The sequence below is a fragment of the Flavobacterium sp. genome, assembly GCF_027531905.1.
Taxonomy (GTDB): Bacteria; Bacteroidota; Bacteroidia; order Flavobacteriales; family Flavobacteriaceae; genus Flavobacterium.
Genome location: NZ_JAPZSU010000036.1, coordinates 21,426 through 43,105, shown reverse-complemented (window position 1 = coordinate 43,105; position 21,680 = coordinate 21,426). Strand labels below are relative to the sequence as shown.

The window sequence follows — 21,680 nt, the reverse complement described above, 5'->3', positions numbered from 1 at the left end:
AATCCTTTATAATTTAAAAAATGGAAAACTTTTTCAATAAAAAATATTCAATTAAACTAATATGGTTAATAACGATAGTTTTTATAATAATAGCAGCAGGAACTTTCATTTTCTTATACTACATACAAGAATGTAATTCTAAAGATTCTTTTGACTATACTTCGAAATTTACATTAACCTTATTAGCACTATTAACTTTATTATATCATTTACATAATTTAGAAAATCAAATAAGAACACAACAAAAAAGCAATCAACAAAACTTAGCAAAATACACATACGATATTTGCTCTGATTTTAGAAAACCAATGATGATGGACATAAATGAAGATTTGAGATATTTGATTAAACTCCAAGAACAAAATTTAGAAAAAGGCAAAATAGATTCATTTATTTCATTTATCGAAAATCCCGATAATAAAAAATACAGGCAATCTCTAATAGTAACCTTGAATTATTTTGAAAGTATTTCAGCTATGGTTTTAGCAGGAGACTTGGATAATGAAATTGTAAAAAGACTTTTTGGCAAACTTTTTGGCAGATATTATAACAAACTAAAACATTATATAGACTTTAGACAAGATGAAAGTAATAGAAGTTGGATAAATTTCGAAAAACTTGTTAAAAAATGGTTCAAAGACTCCGAAGAATAAAAAAAACAATTATATTTGAAAAAATAATAACGGGAAAACTAAAAAAAATCATTATGAAAACAACTAAAAGAATCTCGGATTACGACGGAATTTAACTCTAAACACAATATCTATTCTAAAAATCTCAATTCTATTGAGATTTTTTCTTTATAAGAACCAGCTCTTTTACATTTTATTGACAACTTTCATATAAAACCAGTTATTATTCGAGTTAAAAAAGCAAATACTATATTTTTTAAATTCGCTATGTTTTAAAAAATATTTCTTAAAAAATCCATTCCTGAATTAGAAATCTTAAATATTTTATTAGACCTTTGCAGACTTTTTTTCGCGAACACTCGAAAAGCTAAAGTTGTAATAATGAAGAAGAAAATAGAAATACTAGCGCCCGCTAAAGATTTAATTCATGGTATGGCGGCCATCAATGCAGGAGCAGACGCACTGTATATTGGAGCACCAAAATTTGGAGCACGTTCTAACGCCACCAATTCCATTAATGATATTGCCGAATTAGTAAAATATGCGCATCTTTTTAACGTGCAAGTTTTTGTTGTAATCAATACTATTTTGTACGATAACGAATTGGAAGAATGCCGCCAAATGATTTGGAAACTCTACGATATTGGAGTTGATGCCTTGATTGTTCAAGACATGGCCATTATGGAAATGGACTTACCTCCTATCGTTTTACACGCCAGTACGCAAGCCAACAACCGCGACCCACACAAAATCAAATTCTTAAAAGATGCGGGAATGAAACGCGTGGTTTTGGCTCGTGAATTGAATTTACACCAAATCAAAGAAATTGCAGACACAGCCGATGTAGAACTAGAGTTTTTTGTGACTGGAGCACTTTGTGTGTCGTTCAGCGGCAACTGTTATATGAGTGTAGCCAATGGAGAACGTTCTGCCAATCGTGGTTCATGTGCCCAAAACTGTCGTTTACCCTACAACCTTATCGATGGCAATGGCGAGACTTTAATCAAAAACAGTCATTTACTTTCGATTAAGGATTTTGACGTTTCGGACCAAATTCCAAATTTAGTGGAAGCCGGAATTTGCTCTTTCAAAATCGAAGGTCGTTTGAAAGATATCGTTTATGTAAAAAATAACGTTTCGTATTTGCGTCAAAAATTAGACGCTTTCTTAGAAGGAGATGGTTATGACAAATACACCAAAGCCTCTTCTGGAACTTGTACCTACACTTTTGATTCCGCTTTGAACAAAACCTTTAATCGTGGTTATACCGATTATTTTGTCAACGAAAGACATCAGTCCATTGGTTCTTGGGAAAGCCCAAAATCGAAAGGACAATACATTGGTAAATTGATTAAAACCGTTGGAAATGCCTACGAAATCGAAAACGGTGAATTCCTAAACAACGGTGATGGGCTTTGTTTCATCAACGAAAACAACGAATCCGACGGAATCTATGTCAACAAAGTTGAAAACGGCTTGGCCTATCCAAATGTGTTGAAAGACATCAAACCAGGAACCTTCATTTATCGCAATAACGATGCGGCTTTCATCAAAGTTGTGGAACGCGAAGACAGTGCGGTTCGAAAAATCAGCACTACTTTATTATTGACCGAAAACGAAAACGGATTCGAATTAATCGCTACAGACGAAGATGGAAATGTAAGTACGGTTCAATTGGCGCATCCAAAAGAAAGAACCAAAAACAACGAATCCATTGAGGCCACTTTCAAAACGAATTTGGCAAAAACAGGATTCACACCTTACAAAGCAGACGAAATCAATATTTTATTTTCAGAAAATTGGTTCTTACCGATATCCAAAATCAACGAGATGAGAAGAACAGTTTACGAACAACTGTCTGAAATTCGATTGAAAAATTACCATCGCGAAGAGCATCAATTGGTAAAAACAGACCATCCTTTCCCTGAAACCAAGCTGGATTTTATGTACAATGTTTCGAACAAACTAGCCCGTAAATTCTACGAACGTCACGGCGTTACCGAAATCGAAAAAGCCTTTGAATTGCAATGGGACCCTGGAAAATCTAGAGTGATGACTACTAAATATTGCATCAAATATGAGTTGGAACGCTGTCCAAAATACCATAGAGAAAATATGGACAAAAAAGTAAAAGAACCTTTGGTATTAAAACAAGGCGAATTAGAATACAAACTCAAATTCAATTGCAAACCCTGCGAAATGGAGATTTGGGAAAAAGACGCCGAATTCGAAATCGAGGAAGATTACTTTCATTAAATAATGTACGGACAGCTTGCGAGCTGTCCTTTTTTATTCCTATTTTTGAAAAAATCTAACCCTATTTTTATTTCGTTTATGAAAAAAATTATAACTCTTATTCTGGTATTCGTAAGTTTTGCTGTAACAGCACAAGAAAAAAAAGAAACCCCTAAGAAACAAATTGTAGAAGCTTCTTGCGGGCAATGCCAATTTGGTATGGAAGGAAAAGAATGTGATTTAGCCGTTCGCATCAACGGAAAATCTTATTTCGTAGACGGTACACACATCGACCAACACGGAGATGCGCACGCCAAAGACGGTTTTTGTGCAGCTGTAAGAAAAGCCGAAGTAATTGGTGAAATCGTAGACAATCGCTTTAAGGTAACGTATTTCAAATTGTTACCCGAAGTAAAATAAATGGCTTTAATTCTTCAAAATATTGCCAAACACGTGGCCTTAACCCCAGAGGAAGAGGCCTTATTTTTATCGAAAACAACGACTCAACAACACAAATCCAAATCGGTTTTGTTGCACGCAGGTAAAGTGGCCGATAGTACTTATTTTGTCAATTCAGGTATATTGCGAAGCTTCAATATCAACGACAATATTATCGAACACGTATTGCATTTTGCCTGCGAAGATTGGTGGATGGGCGATATGTACAGTTATATTTCTGGAAAACCAGGCAATCTTTTTATCGAAGTCCTAGAAGATGCTGAAATAGTTACCATAACCAAAGAAAACCATCAAAAACTCTATAAAGCCATCCCAAAATTGGAACGCTTTTTCAGAATACTCGCCGAGAATTCCTTAGTAACTCACCAAGAGCGCTTGATGGATAATTTGAGTTTGACTGCCGAAGAACGCTACGAAAAGTTCTGCAAAAAATACCCCTCTTTAATTCACAAACTCCCCCAAAAACACATCGCTTCCTACATTGGCGTAACACCTGAATTCTTTAGTAAAATGAAGAGTAGGTTATTGAAGAAGTGATTCATTCTCTTCGTAATTTTCAAGAGCACCTATTAAAATCTGCTTCATTCTATTACGCAGACCTGCCGGCTTTAGGACTTCTAGACCTTTACCAAAACCCAACAATAGGCGTTCGAATTCATAATTTACAATGATTAACAAATGTATAATTATACTACCATCGGCATGGGTTGAAATAAGGCGCTGCGTAGCATGAAGCGGTTTCGTTATTACGTAAGGCGCATTGATTTTGTCAATCCACAGTTCAATTTTTCTGGCTTGTAATCCCGAATTTACAGTGACTCCAATGGTGTTTTTATAATAACGATCAGCGTCGAATACTTCATCAATATAAGGCGTTTGAAAATCATAATCAATCGCGATGATTCTGTCTAAAGCCAAATTGGCAATAGGTTGTGACTTCTTTCTTCTACCCACCAAAAACCATCTATTATTAAACTCTTTCAGTATAAAAGCATGAAATAAAAATGCACTTTCCTCTCTAGATTTGAATGATTTGTACCGTATTTTTAAAACCACTTTCTTAATGATTGCTTGATACAATTCATCTAAAAAGTGCAATCCCTTTAAATTTTCGTTTTTGTCCAAATGAATTACGGGTTGTGTATTCGACTTCTCGGCATAAATTTTATCTTCTAACCGCTGTAAAATATCCGAAACATCAGTAAACAAAGAAAAATCCTTGAACTGCTTCAACATCGAAACCGTCTCGGTCAAAACATTAATATCCGTTTCTGTAAGTGGAATATCCGTTATCGAAAAATCTTCGTCTTCGTATTTGTAAAACTTCTTATCATACACCACAATAGGCGCATTGTAGCCCAATTTCTCACTTCGCATCATTTGAATATCGGCTTGAATGGTGCGCTTGCTCACTGGATTTTCTTTGCCTTCATATTCATACAAAGCATCGCTAACGGCTTCTATCAAATCGTCTAATGTCCATTGCCTATACTTATTTTGCAAACATTTGTCAATGGTTTTATAACGGATAAGGGCGTTTTTGGTTTGTGCCATAGTTATAAATATTCAATGTTTAATGCCTATGATTAAGAAAAATTCACTCATTTTTCATCAAATGTAAAATTTCTTTTTTCCTACGCAAAATAATTGCGCAGTAGTTCTAAAATCTTTGTTCAAGAAATAAAAACGTTCATTGAATTATAAATATCAAGCGAGTCTTGTTGGGTGTTTCTGTATAGCACTATTGTAGTATTCGTTTTGCTTTAGCAAATGATGATGTACTATTCAACTTGACTTGAAGGTTTTGGTTGTTTTCCAAAAAACAATCGCCACTATGCGTCGTGGGTTCGATTCCCACTCCCGATTGTATCGGGATAGTTCAGTTGGTTAGAACAATAGTTTTGGTTACGTAGGTTCGAATCCTACATGCAATTTAGGTTTGCATTTGACAGCGGCTTGTCGCTAACAGACTCAAAATCTGTTTTCCAGAGCTCCATCACTCTCAAAAATGATGATCATTAAAAATCTTTGGACTTAGTCGGTTGTATTTGACTTTGTCTTAGAAAAACACATAAGAAAAAGCCTGAAATAGGATTCAATTTCAGTTCCGTTTTTTTGCTTTTGTATTTGATTGCAGCTTACAATAAAAGCCTCAAAAAACAATACAAAACCATTACAATGCAATTGTTATTCAACTTATTTCCGTTTTGGATTATGGATTAAGTGCCAAAGATTTTTTCATTTAAAACAAAAAAAAACATAAAAATTAAGAAATTATGATTAAAAGAACTACTATCAATGCCTACCAAGTAGGTTTGGTTTTTGAAAAAGGAAGAGTAACGAACGTGTTAGAAGCGGGTTCTTATTGGATTTTTGGCAACAAAGAAGTGAAAATTTACGAAATGAAGCAATCCTTTATAGCGCCAATAGAACTAAACATTTTATTGCAAAATGAAAAGTTAGCCTCTCTTTTAGATGTGTTTCAAATTGAAGATAACGAAATCGCCTTATACTTTGAAAACGGAATGTTCAAGGAAGTGTTATCCACGGGAAGATATGCTTTTTGGAAAGGATATATAGAAAACTCCTATATAAAAGCCGATGTATCTAAAACAGTAATAACAGAAAACATCAAAATTGCTTTATTAGAAAATAACAAAGTAAGACCATTCGTTAGAAAATTTGAAGTAGCCAACTTTGAAAAAGGACTACTCTTTGAAAACGGAACCTTTGTAAAAGAAGTACAAGCAGGCACCTATTACTTTTGGAACAACGCTATAAAAGTTGAAATAAAAAACGTGGATACCAGACAGCAACAAATGGAAATTTCTGGGCAAGAATTATTAACCAAAGACAAAGCCACCTTGCGAATCAACTTTTTTGTAAGATATCAAGTGATTGATATTGTCAAAGCATTAGTCAACAATAAAGAGTTTGAAAAACAATTATATATCGTAATGCAATTGGCAATAAGAGCCTTTGTGAGTAGCTTTACTTTAGACGAATTATTGACCAGAAAAGAAACCATTTCAAAAGAAATTGTAGCACAAGTAACAAACAAAATCAATGATTTAGGCTTAGCTGTTGCTGACGCAGGGATTAGAGATGTGATTTTGCCTGGTGATATGAAAGAGATCATGAATCAAGTCTTAGTTGCCGAGAAAAAAGCGCAAGCTAACAGTATTATGCGACGTGAAGAAACCGCAGCAATGAGAAGCATGTTGAATACCGCCAAATTAATGGAAGACAACGAAATGTTATGGAAATTGAAAGAAATGGAATATGTAGAAAAAATTGCTGATAGAATTGGTCAAATTACCATTTCTGGTAGCGGAAACATCATTGGTCAATTGAAAGAAATTTTCGTAAAGTAATCCACTACGTAAGATAATTACGCAGTTGCATAAACATCTTTGCCTAACAATAACAACCAACCTGATGGCTTCATCGGAAAGTCATCAGGTTTATAAAATCAATACAAATGAAAACACCCATAACAGGAAACGATATAAAAGCATTAGGATTCCCTGAAGGAAAAACAATCGGAATCGCTTTAAAAATAAACAGCAAAAGAAACGGATTTACCCGTGATGAAATGATACAACATTTCAAAAACGTACTAGAAACTCCAGAACAATATATAGACGATACAATTTTCAGCCCATTAGCTGTCGCGCTAATCGAGAAAGCCAATGAAAAACCAGAAGATTTCATCGCGCTAAACCAAAATCCAACTGCGTATTCCGCTTATGGATTAGAACATATCGAAGAAGGTGCCAGAAAACAAATGGAAGTCGCGATGAAACTTCCCGTTACCATTGCAGGTGCTTTAATGCCAGATGCGCATCAAGGATACGGATTGCCCATTGGCGGAGTCCTAGCCACCAAAAATGCCATTATTCCTTATGGAGTGGGAGTCGATATTGGGTGCAGAATGGCATTGTCGGTCTATGATATTCCAGAGGCTTTTTATTATGAGAACGAAGCAAAATTCAAAAGAGAATTGATTGCTCATACTAAGTTTGGTGCTGGACATGGCTTTCATGGACAATACAAATCAGATCATGCAGTTTTAGAAAATGATACTTTCAATCTGAATCCGTTTGTAAAAAATTTAAAAGACAAAGCTTGGTCGCAATTGGGTTCTTCTGGTGGTGGAAACCATTTTGTGGAATTTGGAATTATCGAGTTTGAACAAGACGATGTCCTTTTGAATATTCCAAAAGGGAAATATGTGGCTTTGTTAACGCATTCTGGTTCACGCGGAATGGGCGCAACCATTGCGGGACAGTACATCAAAATGGCCAAAGAGGTTTGTAAACTTCCAGAAGTGGCGAAAAACTTAGCCTATTTAGATATGAATTCCCAATTGGGGCAAGAATATTGGCTGGCGATGAATTTGGCTGGCGATTATGCCTCGGCTTGTCACGAAATCATCCATAACAAAATGCAGCGCGCTTTAGGTGCAGAAGTTTTGACAAAAGTCGAAAACCATCACAACTTTGCTTGGAAAGAAATTTGGAATGGTGAAGAAGTAATTGTGCATAGAAAAGGAGCGACACCCGCAGCAAAAGGCGTGATGGGAATTATTCCAGGAAGCATGACCGCACCAGGATTTTTGGTAAGAGGAAAAGGCGAGGAAAACGCCATCAACTCGGCGTCACACGGAGCAGGGAGACAAATGAGCCGTACCCAAGCCATCAAAACCATCACTCCAAACCAAATGCAAGCCATCCTGAAAGATCAAGGCGTAACGCTTATTGGCGCAGGACTAGACGAAGCCCCAATGGCTTATAAAGACATCCATCAAGTCATGGCCGCGCAACAGGAATTGGTTGAAGTTGTAGCAAAGTTTACCCCAAAAATGGTACGAATGGCGGATGACGGAAGTAGAGAAGATTAAGCGGGCCAAACCTAACAGGTTTCAAAAGCCTGTTAGGTTTTCTTACCTACAAAAATCAGGAATAATCCATTTAGACCAACAACTTAGTCGTATCGTTTAGGCTAGAAAAACAGTTGGAATAAAGCACAAATTCGCACCTATTTTTTGCGAATTTGTGCTTTATTATTTGTTAATTTGAAAAAATAGAAATGAAAGATAAAATCCTCCATAAATTACAACAAATAGAACACGAAAAAGGCGTGACCCTACTCTATGCCGTAGAATCTGGCAGTCGTGCTTGGGGCTTTGCCTCGCCCGATAGCGATTATGACATACGTTTTATATACCGCCACGATTTGAACTATTACCTCTCGCTTTGGGAACAACCCGATGTCATTGAGTTCATGACCAAAGACGATTTAGATGGTAGCGGTTGGGATTTACGGAAAACCGTACAATTATTAGCCAAAAGCAATGCACCTTTGCTAGAGTGGTTGTACTCGCCGGTGGTGTATTATGAAAATGAGGCGTTTGCCAACCAAATGCGTGCTTTGGCCAAAGACTGCTTCTCGCCTATTGCATGTTTGCACCATTATTTGGGCACGACCAAAAAATTCATGGCCGTATGCGAGCAAGATGAGGTAAAACTAAAAAGTTATTTTTATGCGTTACGCACCGCCTTAGCCGGAAAATGGATCATAGAAAACAACAGCTTTCCGCCCGTTGCTTTTGCCGAATTGCTGCCCATTGCGCCACAAAACATACAAGATAAAATAAAAGAATTAATGCAACTCAAAGCCCAACAAGACGAAAGTTACCTCCACCCAAAAGAAACTTTGATCACTGATTTTTTACTGGAAACGGTACAGTTTAATCAAGAACATGCGAGCGGACTGGGAAGTGGGATGAAGATGGCGGAGGAGTTGGATGGTTTTTTTAGGAATGTAATAAAATAAAAATATGAATAAAATCAACAGAGGTTCAGAATGGAGAAAGTGGGATTTGCACTTACACACACATTATACTTTTCTTAACAAATACACTTGTACAGATGAAGAGTTTGTAAATAAGATTATTGAAGAACAAATTTCATGTATTGGATTAACAAACTATTTCAAATTTGATGATAGAGAATTTGAGCTAAAAAAAAATCTTGAAAAAAATGATATTACTGTTTTTCTAAACCTTGAATTAAGGTTAGATTATCAAAACAAGGAATATGATTGTCTGGATTTACACGTTATTTTTTCAAATCTTGTCACAAAAGAACAAATTATCAAATTCCTTCACAATATGACCGTTAATATTAACGGAACAGACAAAAAACTGATTGATATTAGTGATACAAATGACTTAAAGAAAGCTGTTGTAAACTTTGATAAATTATTGATTTGTTTAAATGAAGAATCCATTGGTCTTAAGGGAAAGTTTGTAGTAGGTTTCTTATCAAGAGGAAAAGGAAATGCAAGAACCAGTACTAACTATGAAAAAATTGTTAAGGATGCAGATTTATTAATTCATTCTTCGGATAATGAAAAAAATGTAATTCAGGACAAAGAATTTTGGTTAGCTTATAATAAACCCTTATTACAAAATAGTGATGCACATACATTAGAAGAAATTGGAAGTAAATACACTTGGATAAAAGCCAATCCAACATTTGAAGGATTAAAACAAATCATTTACGAGCCAAAAGAAAGAGTTAAAATTCAGTCAGAAATGCCTGAATCAGAGAAATTAGATAATTTGATGATTGAAAAAGTTACGTTCACTTCATCAAAAAACCGTTTTACTTCTGAACCAATTTATTTTAACAAAAATCTAAACGTAATTATTGGTGGAAAATCTTCTGGAAAATCTATTTTGCTATATAATATTGCAAAAGCACTTTATGAGAATCAAAATGATTCTATACTAAAATATAAAGATGCAAGTGACAAAAATGAAGAAAAAGATTTATATGATTTAAGTGTTGATGATTCAGAATTTGATTTTACAGTCGAAAATTATTTAGGTGTAAGTAAGAGTATTAAAAGAGAAAAAGGAGAAGGTAGCATTTTAGCAAGTATAAAATATATTCCGCAAAATCATTTATCAGATTTAGTAGATAAGAGTTTAAGAAATTCAAATGAATTAAAAAAATATATAAGAAATCTATTGAGAGAAGATCCAATATATAATAAAATTTATGAAGACTTTGTAAAAAGATTAGGAAAAAATGACGATATAAGAAAAGATGACATTTTTCAATATTTTACTTTTCAAGAAGAATTAAAAAAGAAAAACGAGGAGTTACAACATAAAGGTGATAAAGAGTCTATTGCTAAAGGTATTGAAGCTTTAGAGAAAAAAATTGCAGAAACTAAAAAAGATTTATCACCTGATCAAACGATAGAATACAATACTTTAACAAATAAATATTCAGAATTAGAAAAAAATAAAAAATCATTATTAGGAGATTTAGAAAAAATATATAATTTCTATGAATCTGCAAAATATGCTCTCAATGAATTAAAGGCAAAGAAAACATTATTGATTGATAATCTTGAATTAGCAGATATAAAAAATGAATATACAACGAAACTTAATTTCATTGATGATGCAATTTTAGAAAATGAAAACATAAAAAAACTAGTTACAAAAGATGAAAATGAAAAATTTCAATTATCAGAAGATAATATTTTTAGTAAAAAATTATTTGAAATAAATAAGGAATTAAATGAATTGAACACTAAGCTAATCCCATTAAATAGCTTATTTGAAAATCAAAGTTTAATTATTGCCTATCAAAAAACAATTTCTGAGGAAAAAATAAAAATAGCTGAAATTGAGCAAATTGAAAAAGAGATAGAAAATATTTCAAAAACTGCGAATGAGAGAAAAGATAAAATTTTTGAAGATATTAGGAATAATAGAAAACTGTATGATAATTTGTTAGAAGATTTTGTTTCTCGTATAGATAAAATTAAAGAAGAAGATCCTGAATTAAAAATTGAAGGTAAAATTTATTTCAACTTCCCAAAATATCGAGAAATTATTACAGATTTTAGTCACGGAAGTAATAAATCGTATTCTAATTATAAAATTTTCAATGAAGAAAATAAAGCTTTAATGGAATATGATTTTGGAGAATATCTAAAAGACTTAAAAGCAGTTTTTGAAAATATTGAAAATGGAAACTATAAGTTAAGGACTAATACTTCAAAGCAAGATGCAATAATTAAGATTTTAGAACAAAAACATTTCTTTGATCATTGGGACATAACTTACAAAAATGACACTATTCATAAAATGTCAACAGGTAAAGCAAGTTTAGTTTTACTTAAAGTAATGATAAAATTAAGTGATATTAAAGGTCCAATATTAATTGATCAACCAGAAGATAATTTAGATAATCGTTCTGTTACTAACGAACTTATTGAATATTTAAAAGAAAAGAAAAAAGAACGACAAATCATTTTAGTAACCCACAATGCTAATATAGTAGTAAATGCTGATGCAGAAAATATCATTATTGCTAATCAAAGAGGACAAAGTGATGAGGACAAGTTAGGAAGTCCATATATATTTGATTATATAAATGGCGCAATTGAGGATATTGCTCCATTGTCTAATGAAAAGGGAGAAAAAGATTTATTAAAATCAATGGGAATTCGTGAACATATTACACAAATTGTTGAAGGAGGTAAAGAAGCTTTTAAAAAGCGTGAAGAAAAATATGGCTTTTAACCCAATAACCACCCAAACCCTCAGCATCCAAAACGGTATACTTTTCGAAGTTATTTCGGGGAGTAAGTAATATCACACCTGTTAGGTTTTTGAAACCTGAAAGGTGTAATCAAAAAAAGATGTAAATGACCATCCAAGACCTAAAATCTCAAAACCTAATCCTCTTCGAAGTCATTTCGGGGAGTAAGTAATATCACCCCTGTCAGGTTTTTGAAACCTGACAGGTGTAATCAAAAAACAGATGCAAATCATAAGAAGCAAATGATGGCATTAAAACTTCACTTTAAACTTTATTTTGTAAATTTGAGTAAATAAAAAAATTATGAAAAATGATTGGCAAGCATACATCAGTATTAATCCAGATATTAGATTTGGAAAACCTATCATCACCGGAACAAGAATTTGTGTAGGAGATATATTGTCATGGTTGGCCTCTGGAATGTCTGCCCCAGAAATCCTAGCCGATTTTCCGGAATTAAAAAACGAGCACATTCTTGCATCATTAGCCTTTGCAGCCAATAGAGAGCATATCACAAAAATTGTTGCAGCGTAATGAAACTGCTTTTTGATGCTAATATCTCCTGGCGAGTGATTAAACTGTTAGAAAATGATTTTTTAAACAGCTTGCATTCTGATGCAATTCCTGTAATTCAACCCGCAAAAGACATTGATATTTGGTATTTTGCCAAGCAAAATCAATTTACAATAGTTACACACGATGATGATTTTGAAAAATTAATACAAACAAAAGGTGCGCCTCCAAAAGTTATCATTATTAAAGCTTTCAATCAAAATACAAAGCAAATTGCTCAAACATTAATTACTCAAAAAAATGTGATTGAATCTTTTATTGCCAATGATGAATTAATGATTTTAGAAATTTATTAACGAAACAATCATTAAACCAAAACCTTACTCTTTATAATCCTAAAAATTTCGCTTTCAGTAAACCAAGTTGAGCATTCAGTAAATATCAAAACAAAATTACTTAGCGGTAAGACTACATTTAACGTAAAAAAGAATAAATTTCTGCTAGCTTCTAAAACCTTTAAAATGAGCTAAAATCCTTTAAAAAAACCATCGTTTTCTATTTTTTACAACATAGGCATTACGGTAAAAAACAAATTTAAAACCATTCCATGACCATCCAAGACCTCTGCACCCAAAACCTTATCCTCTTCGAAGTCATTTCGAGGAGTAAGTAATATCACACCTGTCAGGTTTTTGAAACCTGACAGGTGTAATCAAAAAACAGATACAAATGACCATCCAAGACCTAAAAGCTCAAAACCTTATCCTTTTCGAAGTCATTTCGGGCAGTAAGTCGTTTGGGTTAGCGACCCCAGCCTCAGATACCGATATCAAAGGCGTGTATTATTTGCCCAAGGATCAATTCTTTGGGCTCGATTATATTCCGCAAATCAGTAACGAAACCAATGATGAGGTCTATTATGAGATTGGTCGTTTTGTTGAGTTGCTACTCAAAAACAATCCCAATATTCTGGAGATTCTTGCATCGCCACAAGATTGTATTTTGTACCAACATCCGCTGATGGAGCGTTTGCAACTAGACGATTTTTTATCCAAATTGTGTAAAGACAGTTTTGCTGGTTATGCCCTAACCCAAATCAAAAAAGCTCGTGGTTTAAAAAAGAAAATCGTCAATCCAATAGCTAAGGAAAAGAAAAGCCTGTTGGATTTTTGCTATATCTTACAAGGCTACGACTCGATTCCGTTCAAGAAATGGCTACAAGAGTTTTCCTCTATTGCTGCGGTGACCAAAGGTCAGAATGCTTTACAAGAACGCTGCGGCTTAATCAACTTGCCCAACTCCAAAGGAATGTACGCGCTCTTTTATGACGAAAGCGGAACCTTGGGGTATCGCGGAATTATACAAAACGAAATGTCGAATGAAGTTTCCTTATCGTCCATCCCAAAAGGCGAAAAAGAAATCGCCTATTTGTTCTTTAACCAAGACGAATACTCTAAATACTGTAAAGAATACACTGCCTACTGGGATTGGGTAGAAAAACGCAATGAGGAACGCTACAATACCAATCAACAACACGGCAAAAATTACGACAGCAAAAACATGATGCACACCATTCGGTTGCTGCAATCCGCCGAGCAAATTCTCGCCACAGGAAAATTAAACATCCGAGTGCACAATCGAGAGGAATTATTGGCGATAAAAGCAGGCACCATGGAGTACGACACATTACTCGAAATGGCGGATGCGCTAATCGCCTCTGTCGAGCATCATTGGGCAACCTCAACACTTCCTGAAAAACCAAACGAAGACAAAGCCATAAAAAATTTGATTGCCATTCGTGAAGCGCTTTACAATAGCCCTAAAACAGACTGAATGCTGTAGCAGTTATACAAAACACTACTTTCTTAATCTAGGTTAAGTGCCTTTTGCTCACAACGAGCATACCTTTGTATCCTAGTAATCACTAAATTTATACGAAGATGAAAAAATCAGTTTTACATACCGCAGCTTCAAGAGGACACGCTAACCACGGATGGTTGAATGCTTATCATAGTTTTAGCTTTGCGAGTTGGTACAACCCCGATAGAGTGCAGTTTGGTATGCTACGCGTTTTGAACGATGATACTGTTGCTGCCGGAATGGGTTTTGGCACGCATCCACACGACAATATGGAAATCATCACCATTCCGCTAGAAGGCGATTTGGCGCACAAAGACAGTATGGGCAATGCCGCAACGATCAAAACGGGCGATGTACAAGTAATGAGTGCCGGAACGGGTATTCAACACAGTGAATTCAATCCGAATGCGGACCAACAAACCAAACTATTCCAAATTTGGTTGTTCCCAAAATACCGCAATGTGGAACCTCGTTACCAACAAATCACTTTGGACGTGACCGAACAAAAAAATGATTTTGCTCAAATTCTATCCCCAAATCCAGACGATGCTGGTGTATGGATTCATCAAGACGCTTGGTTTTATTTGTCTGATTTTGAGGCCGATTTTTCTAAAACCTATGAACTAAAAAAAGAAGGCAACGGTCTTTACATTTTTGTAATCTCTGGAACGATCACTGTTGATGGTCAAGAATTACAAACTCGAGATGGGCTTGGTGTTTGGGAGTTTTCAACTTTGGCCTTTAAAGCCACAACCGATGCAAAATTCTTACTCATGGAAATCCCGATGGAACAATAAAAAAAGTAATTAGTGATAAGTAAATAGTAAAAAAAAATGAAAAAAATACTAGCCTTTGGTGCTTCATCTAGCACAACCTCTATCAACAAACAATTGGCAACCTATGCCGCATATCAATTCGCTAATGCTTCGGTTGAAGTCTTGGATTTGAATGACTACGAAATGCCGATTTTTTCAGAAGACAAAGAAGCCAAAACTGGAATCCCACCATTAGCACAAGATTTCTTAGCCAAACTGGGCAGTGCCGATGTAATTGTCATTTCTTTTGCAGAACACAATGGCGCCTATTCGACTGCTTTCAAAAATATTTTGGATTGGGCTTCCCGCATCAACGGTAAAACCTTTCAAGAAAAACCAACGCTTTTGCTCGCTACTTCACCCGGACCACGAGGAGGCGCTTCGGTTTTGGAAATAGCAAAAAATAGATTCCCTTTCCAAGGAGCCGATGTAAAAGGTGCTTTTTCGTTACCGAGTTTTGCCACCAATTTTGATGCAGAAAAAGGAATCACCAACGAAGCATTGAAAGCACAATTGCTAGAAATTATTGCTTCAATAGAGTGAGAAGTGAAGAGTGAGAAGTGAGGGGTGAAAAGTATTTAGCGATTTCATTTAGCAATCACTCTTTGCATTAAAAGCTACGATTAGTTTTGGTTACAACTTCAAAACTTATAATTCATAACTCATAACTCAAAACACCTTCTCAATAGCTTCGATGGCTTTGTAAAAATCAATGGGTTTTACTTCTTCAAAAAAGTCGATTTCGTGGGTATGTGGCAAGAAGTCTGAAATAATACGCACAATAAAATCCTGTGGTCGCTTGAGATACATAAAGGTATAATCTTCCATATTTACCACGGTGCGTTCGGCCAAATTCGTCGTTTTGACAAATTTATCCGAAGTTAAGGAAGACAAACAAAGCAAGTTGGTTTTGGGTTCCGTCAATATCGGTTTGCCGTTTTCGAACAATTGTCCTTCGTAACCATAAAGCGAGGCGTTGGTAATTTCTATCGGCATTCCTAATTGTAATTCGGCTGGCAAATTTTCGGGTTTTCCTACTATGGCGGCAAAGCCGATTAACACACACAAATCGTGCGGAGGCAAATGCATCATTGCTTTGGCGGTGGTTTCTCTTCCCACTCCAGAGATAACGATTTGGTAGTCATTTTGCAAAGATGGAAAGCGTTGCAAGGCATTTTGCACTTTCTCGGCTTCGATTTCCATTGGGGTAAGTAGGATAACTTTCATTTTTTTATTTTTTTTGGGATGTTGGCTATTCAAGCCCTTTCTTGCCTTCTAGCCCTGGTATGAGCGACATCCTTTGTGGCCGGGGTTCGGCCGCAAAGATACAGCGGATGACGGGACTTTGCCTATAAAAAAGCCGCTTCTTTCTGCTCCTAAAAAGGATTACTGTAACTTTCGAATGACCCGTGCAGGGTTGCCTACGGCCAGTGAATGTGCCGGGATATTCTTGGTCACCACCGAGCCTGCGCCAATCGTGCAACCGTCGCCAATGGTCACTCCGGGGCAAATCACGGTATTGCCTCCAATCCAGCAATCATCGCCAATCGTGACGGGTTTGGACAGCTCGAAGGTGCGTCGTTCGACAATATCCAAGGGATGCGAAGCGGTGTAAATATGTACGCCTGGTCCAAAAAAAACGTTGTTGCCAATGGTGATTTTCATCGTATCGAGCACCACACAATTGAGGTTGAAATAGACATTCTCGCCCGTGTGCATGTTGTACCCATAATCGCAATGAAACGGCGGTTCTATGTATAACCGCTTGTGCGCATTGGGCAGCAACTGCTTGAACAATCCACGGGTTTTGCCGTTTACGATGTACTCGGCATTGATTTGTTGGAGCATTTTCTTGGCCCACAATCGCTCTTGCACCAACTCTTTGTCGTTGCTGAGATAGGATTCGCCAGCGAGCATTTTTTCTTTTTCAGAAGGCATACTTTTGAAATTATCGATTTGTAATTGTATTGATTTGGGCGTGCCCCTACGTAAAAACTTCGGGTCGCGCTGTACGTTCCCGCTTTTTTCTTCTTACTGTAGCCTGCCTTTTAATGGCAGGCTACAGTAAGAAGAAAAAGAGCTCCACTACCATCGCTCACGCAAAAAAACGTCTTCGTAAAGATAAACAATCCAACTGTTCATTAAAGACCTCGCAAAGAAATTCAACTTCAAAAGAGCATTTTGCTAAAAAACACTATTTTTGTTGCCCAATTGGTTTACCATACGACCAATTTTTTTAAACATTTAAATTATAAAAAAATGAAAGCATACGTTTTTCCGGGTCAAGGCGCACAGTTCACAGGAATGGGCAAAGACTTATATGAGAACTCTCCACTTGCCAAAGAATTATTCGAAAAAGCCAACGAAATTTTAGGTTTCCGCATCACCGATATTATGTTTGAAGGCACTGCAGAACAACTAAAAGAAACCAAAGTAACACAACCTGCGGTATTTTTGCACTCAGTTATTTTAGCCAAAACTTTAGAAAATTTCGAACCAGAAATGGTAGCTGGACACTCTTTAGGCGAATTCTCTGCCTTGGTAGCCAATGGCGCTTTGTCTTTTGAAGACGGATTGAAATTAGTTTCTCAAAGAGCATTAGCGATGCAAAAAGCGTGCGAAATTACCCCTTCAACTATGGCTGCTGTTTTGAACCTAGACGACAAAATAGTAGAAGACATTTGCGCTTCGATTGATGGTGTTGTGGTGGCGGCAAACTATAACTGTCCTGGTCAATTGGTGATTTCTGGGGAATACAAAGCTGTGGAATTGGCTTGCGAAAAAATGAAAGAAGCAGGTGCTAAAAGAGCCTTGATTTTGCCTGTTGGTGGTGCGTTTCACTCTCCAATGATGGAGCCAGCTAGAGAAGAATTAGCAGCTGCTATTGAAGCCACTACTTTTGCTACTCCGATTTGTCCTGTGTACCAAAATGTAACGGCAAGCGCAGTTTCTGACCCTAACGAAATCAAGAAAAACTTAATCATTCAGTTGACTGCTCCTGTAAAATGGACACAATCCGTGCAACAAATGATTGCAGACGGTGCAACGCTATTTACAGAAGTAGGTCCAGGAAAAGTATTGACCGGACTGATTGGAAAAATCAATAAAGAAGCGGCTACTGCGAATGCTTAGAATTAGTGCTCAGTGGTCAGTTCTTAATATAATGGATTAGTGACCAGTGTGTTTGAAAAACAGAAGAATCCTCATAAACGTAAAGTTTGTGGGGATTTTTATTTATCTTTAGTTTCGAAAAAATAGCAACACATAATAACCTATTAATGATGAGAAAAATAATTTTAGGATTGGCATCTTTAGCTGTAGTAACTGTTTCTTGCAAAGAAGAAACCAAAGCAAAACTGGATGAAGCAAAAGAGGCTGTAACAATGGAAGTAAAAGAGAAAATTGACACCGCTACAGTAAAGGTTGAAAAAGCGGTTGATTCACTCAAAGCCAAAACCGATAAAGCGATAGAAAAAAGTACTGAAAAACTAGACAAAGCCGCTGATAAAATGAAAGAAGCCGCTAAAAAGTAACAAAAAAGCCGAATCCTTTGGATTCGGCTTTACTTTAATTTATAACTCTTTCGCTTCTTCGCAATGATTATTACTAATTCCAGTAATCAAAATAGCGGTTGCTTTCTTTTCAAAAAATATGCACCAAGTAGTTCTTTTATTCGACTTGTAAAAAATATAATAGGTCCCTAAATGACTGATGTTTTTCGGAGCTATTTTATGTATGTCCAGTTGACATCTTTCGGAAGTAGCATCATAAATCCTTGAGACATATTCCTCAGCAGATTCTATAAATCCAAAATACTCTTTTTTGTATAAAATCTGAACCAGATTATCCAAATCAGCAATTACTTTTGGGGTGAAAATAACTTTTATTTTCCCCACCACGCTCTAATTCTTCTTTTAGCTTCTTCCTTCGCTTCCTCAGGAGTCAAACCATTAGCAAACTCTGTATCGAAATCAAATGTAGCTCGATCTATTCCTTTCGGTTTCACCTTCGAAGATTCATAAACCACAGCTGGTTCTTCTACTTTGGGCAATTTTGAGGATGTTTTTTTAGCACTCATTCCTTTATATTTTTACCTAACGAATTTACAAATAGTTCTTTAAAGAAAAAACACCAAACTATCAATGGATACTTTGGTGCTTCTTACTGATTACTTTTTACTGGTGACTGAATACTACACTACGAGCGTATTTTTTGTTCCCACTTCCAAGCACTTGCCATTGCTTCATCGAGCGTAGACTCGGCTTTCCAACCCAAAACTGTGTTGGCTTTATGAGTATTGGCATAGGCTTCTGTGATATCACCTTCTCTTCGAGGCATGATTTTATAAGGTAATTTTTGACCACTTACGCGCTCAAAACTCTGAATCACTTCGAGTACTGAACTTCCTGTACCTGTTCCTAAGTTAAAAGTCTCTACTTTCTCTAGATTTTTCTTTTCTAACAAGCGTTCTAGAGCAATAACGTGTGCTTTGGCTAAATCAACTACGTGAATATAATCGCGAACCGCTGTACCATCAGGCGTTGGATAATCATCTCCAAAAACCGATAATTCTTGGCGCAATCCAATTCCAGTTTGCGTGATAAATGGGACTAAATTTTGTGGCACACCAATAGGTAATTCCCCAATTTCGGCACTTGGATGGGCTCCAATAGGATTGAAATAACGTAATAAAATCGCATTGATAGATGACGCTTTTGCGGTATCTCTGATGATTTCTTCTCCCACTTTTTTGGTATTCCCGTAAGGCGACATCGGTTGTTGTACCGGAGCATCTTCGGTAATTGGCATTTTTTCGGCCTGACCGTATACAGTACAAGAGGAACTAAATATAAAGGAAGCCGCATCTTTTTGCTGTAATTCTTGCAATAGATACACTAAGGCTGCAATATTATTTTCGTAATACAACAAAGGATTCTCAACACTTTCTCCTACAGCTTTGGAAGCTGCAAAATGAATAACTCCAGCAATGTCAGCATATTCTTTGAAGAATGCCTGCACCGCAGCTTTGTCGCGCATATCGATATTTTTGTAATGCGGCGCAGTTCCAGATATATTTTCTATTCTTTGTAAAACGTCAATAGACGAATTGTATAAGTTATCAATGATTACGACTTCAAAACCTTTGTTTTGTAATTCAACTACCGTGTGAGAACCGATGAAGCCTAAGCCTCCTGTAACTAATATCTTCATAATTGTGTGGTTTGGGTTAGCCCTGATGGAAGCAGCATCCTTGCTTGGTCTCGTTTTTTCTACGAGACCAAGCAAGATACAGCGTACAGCAGGAAATAGCTCCTAAAAACTATCCTAAAAATTCTAAAACACTATCGGTAATAAATTTAATTTGCTCGTCATCAAGCTCGGTATGCATAGGTAAAGACAACACTTCTTGCACTAATTGATTCGTAACTGGAAAATCTTCTTCTTTATATCTTGGATCCAAGTAAGCCTTTTGTGCGTGCAAAGGAATTGGATAATAAATGGCACATGGAATACCTTTATCTAACAAATGCTGCATTAATCCGTTGCGATCTGCATTGATGATGCGTAAGGTATATTGATGAAAAACATGGCAATCACAAATGTCACAAATACTTGGCGCAATGATATTAGCGTGATCTTGAAAAGCCAAGGTATAGTTGCGAGCAGCATCTTGACGCGCTTTGTTGTATTGATCTAACAATGGCAATTTGGCATTCAAAACTGCCGCTTGAATACTATCCAAACGCGAATTTACGCCCACCACATCATGATGGTATCGTTCGTACATTCCGTGGTTTACAATACCGCGAAGGGTGTGTGCCAAAGCGTCATCATTAGTAAAAATAGCGCCACCATCGCCATAACATCCTAAGTTCTTAGAAGGGAAAAAGGAAGTCGCTCCTACATGACCGATAGTTCCCGCTTTCTTTTTGGTACCATCTGAAAATTTGCAATTGGCCCCAATAGCCTGTGCATTATCTTCGATTACAAATAAATTATGCTCATTAGCCAAAGCCATAATCGCTTCCATATTAGCAGCACGACCAAACAAGTGTACGGGTACAATCGCTTTGGTTTTTGGAGTAATGGCTTTTTTGATAGCTTCTAGAGAAATGTTCATATTATGCATGTCAACATCTACCAAAACGGGAGTAAGTTGTAACAATGCAATCACTTCTACTGTTGCTGCAAACGTAAAATCGGCAGTGATTACTTCGTCTCCGGGCTGTAAACCCAATCCCATCATCGCAATTTGCAAAGCATCGGTACCATTAGCACAAGGAATGACATGTTTTACCCCCAAATACGTTTCTAATTCTTTTTGAAAAGTATGAACTTCAGGTCCGTTGATATAAGTATTCGTATCTAAAACGTTTTGAATTGAGGTATTTACAACGTCTTTTATTTTATCATATTGACTTTTTAAGTCAACCATTTGAATTTTTTTCATTGGAAATTAATTTAAGGTTAGAAAACAAAACAAGGTTTTCAATTTCGTTTTCTCAAAAAAGTGCAACAAAAATAGTCATTTAATG

22 protein-coding genes and 1 tRNA gene are annotated in these 21,680 nt (G+C 36.0%); 16 read left to right on the top strand and 7 right to left on the bottom strand.

Annotated elements, in window-relative coordinates; translation table 11 throughout:
* Positions 1-20: 20 nt before the first annotated feature.
* The 4 genes from O9307_RS09940 (at position 21) to O9307_RS09925 (ending at position 3,863) form a co-directional block, all read left to right on the top strand.
* Complete coding sequence (locus O9307_RS09940) at positions 21-653, top strand: DUF4760 domain-containing protein (RefSeq protein WP_298298479.1); 633 nt, start codon at positions 21-23, stop codon at positions 651-653.
* A 360-nt stretch (positions 654-1,013) separates the two neighbouring features.
* Positions 1,014-2,888 (top strand): U32 family peptidase, encoded by a 1,875-nt coding sequence (locus O9307_RS09935; RefSeq protein ID WP_298298477.1) that lies wholly within the window; start codon positions 1,014-1,016, stop codon positions 2,886-2,888.
* A 78-nt stretch (positions 2,889-2,966) separates the two neighbouring features.
* On the top strand, positions 2,967-3,287 hold the full coding sequence (locus O9307_RS09930; RefSeq protein ID WP_298298475.1) for a DUF6370 family protein: 321 nt from the start codon (positions 2,967-2,969) through the stop codon (positions 3,285-3,287).
* Positions 3,288-3,863 carry a Crp/Fnr family transcriptional regulator gene (locus O9307_RS09925; protein WP_298298472.1) on the top strand — a complete coding sequence of 192 codons (576 nt, stop codon included), beginning with the start codon at positions 3,288-3,290 and terminating at the stop codon, positions 3,861-3,863.
* Here the strand turns inward: O9307_RS09925 and O9307_RS09920 are convergent.
* The gene (locus tag O9307_RS09920; RefSeq protein WP_298298469.1) at positions 3,849-4,880 is read right to left on the bottom strand and encodes a WYL domain-containing protein; all 1,032 of its coding nucleotides are present in this window, start codon (positions 4,878-4,880) and stop codon (positions 3,849-3,851) included. The two genes, O9307_RS09925 and O9307_RS09920, sit on opposite strands and share 15 nt — an antisense overlap.
* 308 nt (positions 4,881-5,188) lie before the next feature.
* On the opposite strand from O9307_RS09920, the gene O9307_RS09915 reads away from it, so the two are divergent.
* The 10 genes from O9307_RS09915 (at position 5,189) to O9307_RS09870 (ending at position 15,687) form a co-directional block, all read left to right on the top strand.
* A tRNA-OTHER gene (locus O9307_RS09915) sits at positions 5,189-5,261 on the top strand.
* A 341-nt stretch (positions 5,262-5,602) separates the two neighbouring features.
* Positions 5,603-6,700: a slipin family protein gene (locus O9307_RS09910; protein ID WP_298298467.1), complete on the top strand. Its 1,098-nt coding sequence runs from the start codon at positions 5,603-5,605 to the stop codon at positions 6,698-6,700.
* Between the two features lie 107 nt (positions 6,701-6,807).
* Positions 6,808-8,229: an RtcB family protein gene (locus O9307_RS09905; RefSeq protein WP_298298465.1), complete on the top strand. Its 1,422-nt coding sequence runs from the start codon at positions 6,808-6,810 to the stop codon at positions 8,227-8,229.
* A gap of 188 nt (positions 8,230-8,417) precedes the next feature.
* On the top strand, positions 8,418-9,164 hold the full coding sequence (locus O9307_RS09900; protein ID WP_298298461.1) for a nucleotidyltransferase domain-containing protein: 747 nt from the start codon (positions 8,418-8,420) through the stop codon (positions 9,162-9,164).
* 4 nt (positions 9,165-9,168) lie between these two features.
* Positions 9,169-11,937, top strand: a complete 2,769-nt coding sequence (locus O9307_RS09895; RefSeq protein ID WP_298298458.1) for a TrlF family AAA-like ATPase — start codon at positions 9,169-9,171, stop codon at positions 11,935-11,937.
* A 322-nt stretch (positions 11,938-12,259) separates the two neighbouring features.
* The gene (locus tag O9307_RS09890; RefSeq protein ID WP_298298455.1) at positions 12,260-12,490 is read left to right on the top strand and encodes a DUF433 domain-containing protein; all 231 of its coding nucleotides are present in this window, start codon (positions 12,260-12,262) and stop codon (positions 12,488-12,490) included.
* Positions 12,490-12,825, top strand: a complete 336-nt coding sequence (locus O9307_RS09885) for a DUF5615 family PIN-like protein (protein WP_298298453.1) — start codon at positions 12,490-12,492, stop codon at positions 12,823-12,825. The genes O9307_RS09890 and O9307_RS09885 overlap by 1 nt, the downstream gene beginning before the upstream one ends.
* A gap of 355 nt (positions 12,826-13,180) precedes the next feature.
* Positions 13,181-14,302, top strand: coding sequence for a nucleotidyltransferase domain-containing protein (locus O9307_RS09880; protein ID WP_298298540.1), 1,122 nt, complete (start codon positions 13,181-13,183; stop codon positions 14,300-14,302).
* Positions 14,303-14,409: 107 nt separating this feature from the next.
* On the top strand, positions 14,410-15,126 hold the full coding sequence (locus O9307_RS09875; protein ID WP_298298450.1) for a pirin family protein: 717 nt from the start codon (positions 14,410-14,412) through the stop codon (positions 15,124-15,126).
* 36 nt (positions 15,127-15,162) lie between these two features.
* Complete coding sequence (locus tag O9307_RS09870) at positions 15,163-15,687, top strand: NAD(P)H-dependent oxidoreductase (protein WP_298298447.1); 525 nt, start codon at positions 15,163-15,165, stop codon at positions 15,685-15,687.
* A 126-nt stretch (positions 15,688-15,813) separates the two neighbouring features.
* Here the strand turns inward: O9307_RS09870 and O9307_RS09865 are convergent, their stop codons facing one another.
* On the bottom strand, positions 15,814-16,371 hold the full coding sequence (locus tag O9307_RS09865; RefSeq protein ID WP_298298444.1) for a hypothetical protein: 558 nt from the start codon (positions 16,369-16,371) through the stop codon (positions 15,814-15,816).
* 159 nt (positions 16,372-16,530) lie between these two features.
* Positions 16,531-17,082: a sugar O-acetyltransferase gene (locus tag O9307_RS09860; RefSeq protein ID WP_298298442.1), complete on the bottom strand. Its 552-nt coding sequence runs from the start codon at positions 17,080-17,082 to the stop codon at positions 16,531-16,533.
* A gap of 321 nt (positions 17,083-17,403) precedes the next feature.
* Between O9307_RS09860 and fabD the strand changes: the two genes are divergently transcribed.
* Complete coding sequence (fabD, locus tag O9307_RS09855; protein ID WP_298298439.1) at positions 17,404-18,276, top strand: ACP S-malonyltransferase; 873 nt, start codon at positions 17,404-17,406, stop codon at positions 18,274-18,276.
* A gap of 146 nt (positions 18,277-18,422) precedes the next feature.
* On the top strand, positions 18,423-18,677 hold the full coding sequence (locus O9307_RS09850; RefSeq protein WP_298298436.1) for a hypothetical protein: 255 nt from the start codon (positions 18,423-18,425) through the stop codon (positions 18,675-18,677).
* Positions 18,678-18,716: 39 nt separating this feature from the next.
* On the opposite strand, the gene O9307_RS09845 is transcribed toward O9307_RS09850, so the two are convergent.
* The 4 genes from O9307_RS09845 to O9307_RS09830 all read right to left on the bottom strand — a co-directional run bounded on the left by O9307_RS09845 (position 18,717) and on the right by O9307_RS09830 (position 21,595).
* Positions 18,717-19,040 carry a hypothetical protein gene (locus O9307_RS09845; protein ID WP_298298433.1) on the bottom strand — a complete coding sequence of 108 codons (324 nt, stop codon included), beginning with the start codon at positions 19,038-19,040 and terminating at the stop codon, positions 18,717-18,719.
* Positions 19,028-19,222, bottom strand: a complete 195-nt coding sequence (locus O9307_RS09840; RefSeq protein ID WP_298298430.1) for a hypothetical protein — start codon at positions 19,220-19,222, stop codon at positions 19,028-19,030. Before O9307_RS09840 ends, O9307_RS09845 begins: the two co-directional genes overlap by 13 nt.
* A gap of 119 nt (positions 19,223-19,341) precedes the next feature.
* Positions 19,342-20,355 carry a UDP-glucose 4-epimerase GalE gene (gene galE / locus O9307_RS09835; protein WP_298298427.1) on the bottom strand — a complete coding sequence of 338 codons (1,014 nt, stop codon included), beginning with the start codon at positions 20,353-20,355 and terminating at the stop codon, positions 19,342-19,344.
* 109 nt (positions 20,356-20,464) lie between these two features.
* Positions 20,465-21,595: a DegT/DnrJ/EryC1/StrS family aminotransferase gene (locus O9307_RS09830; RefSeq protein WP_298298424.1), complete on the bottom strand. Its 1,131-nt coding sequence runs from the start codon at positions 21,593-21,595 to the stop codon at positions 20,465-20,467.
* Positions 21,596-21,680 lie beyond the last annotated feature (85 nt).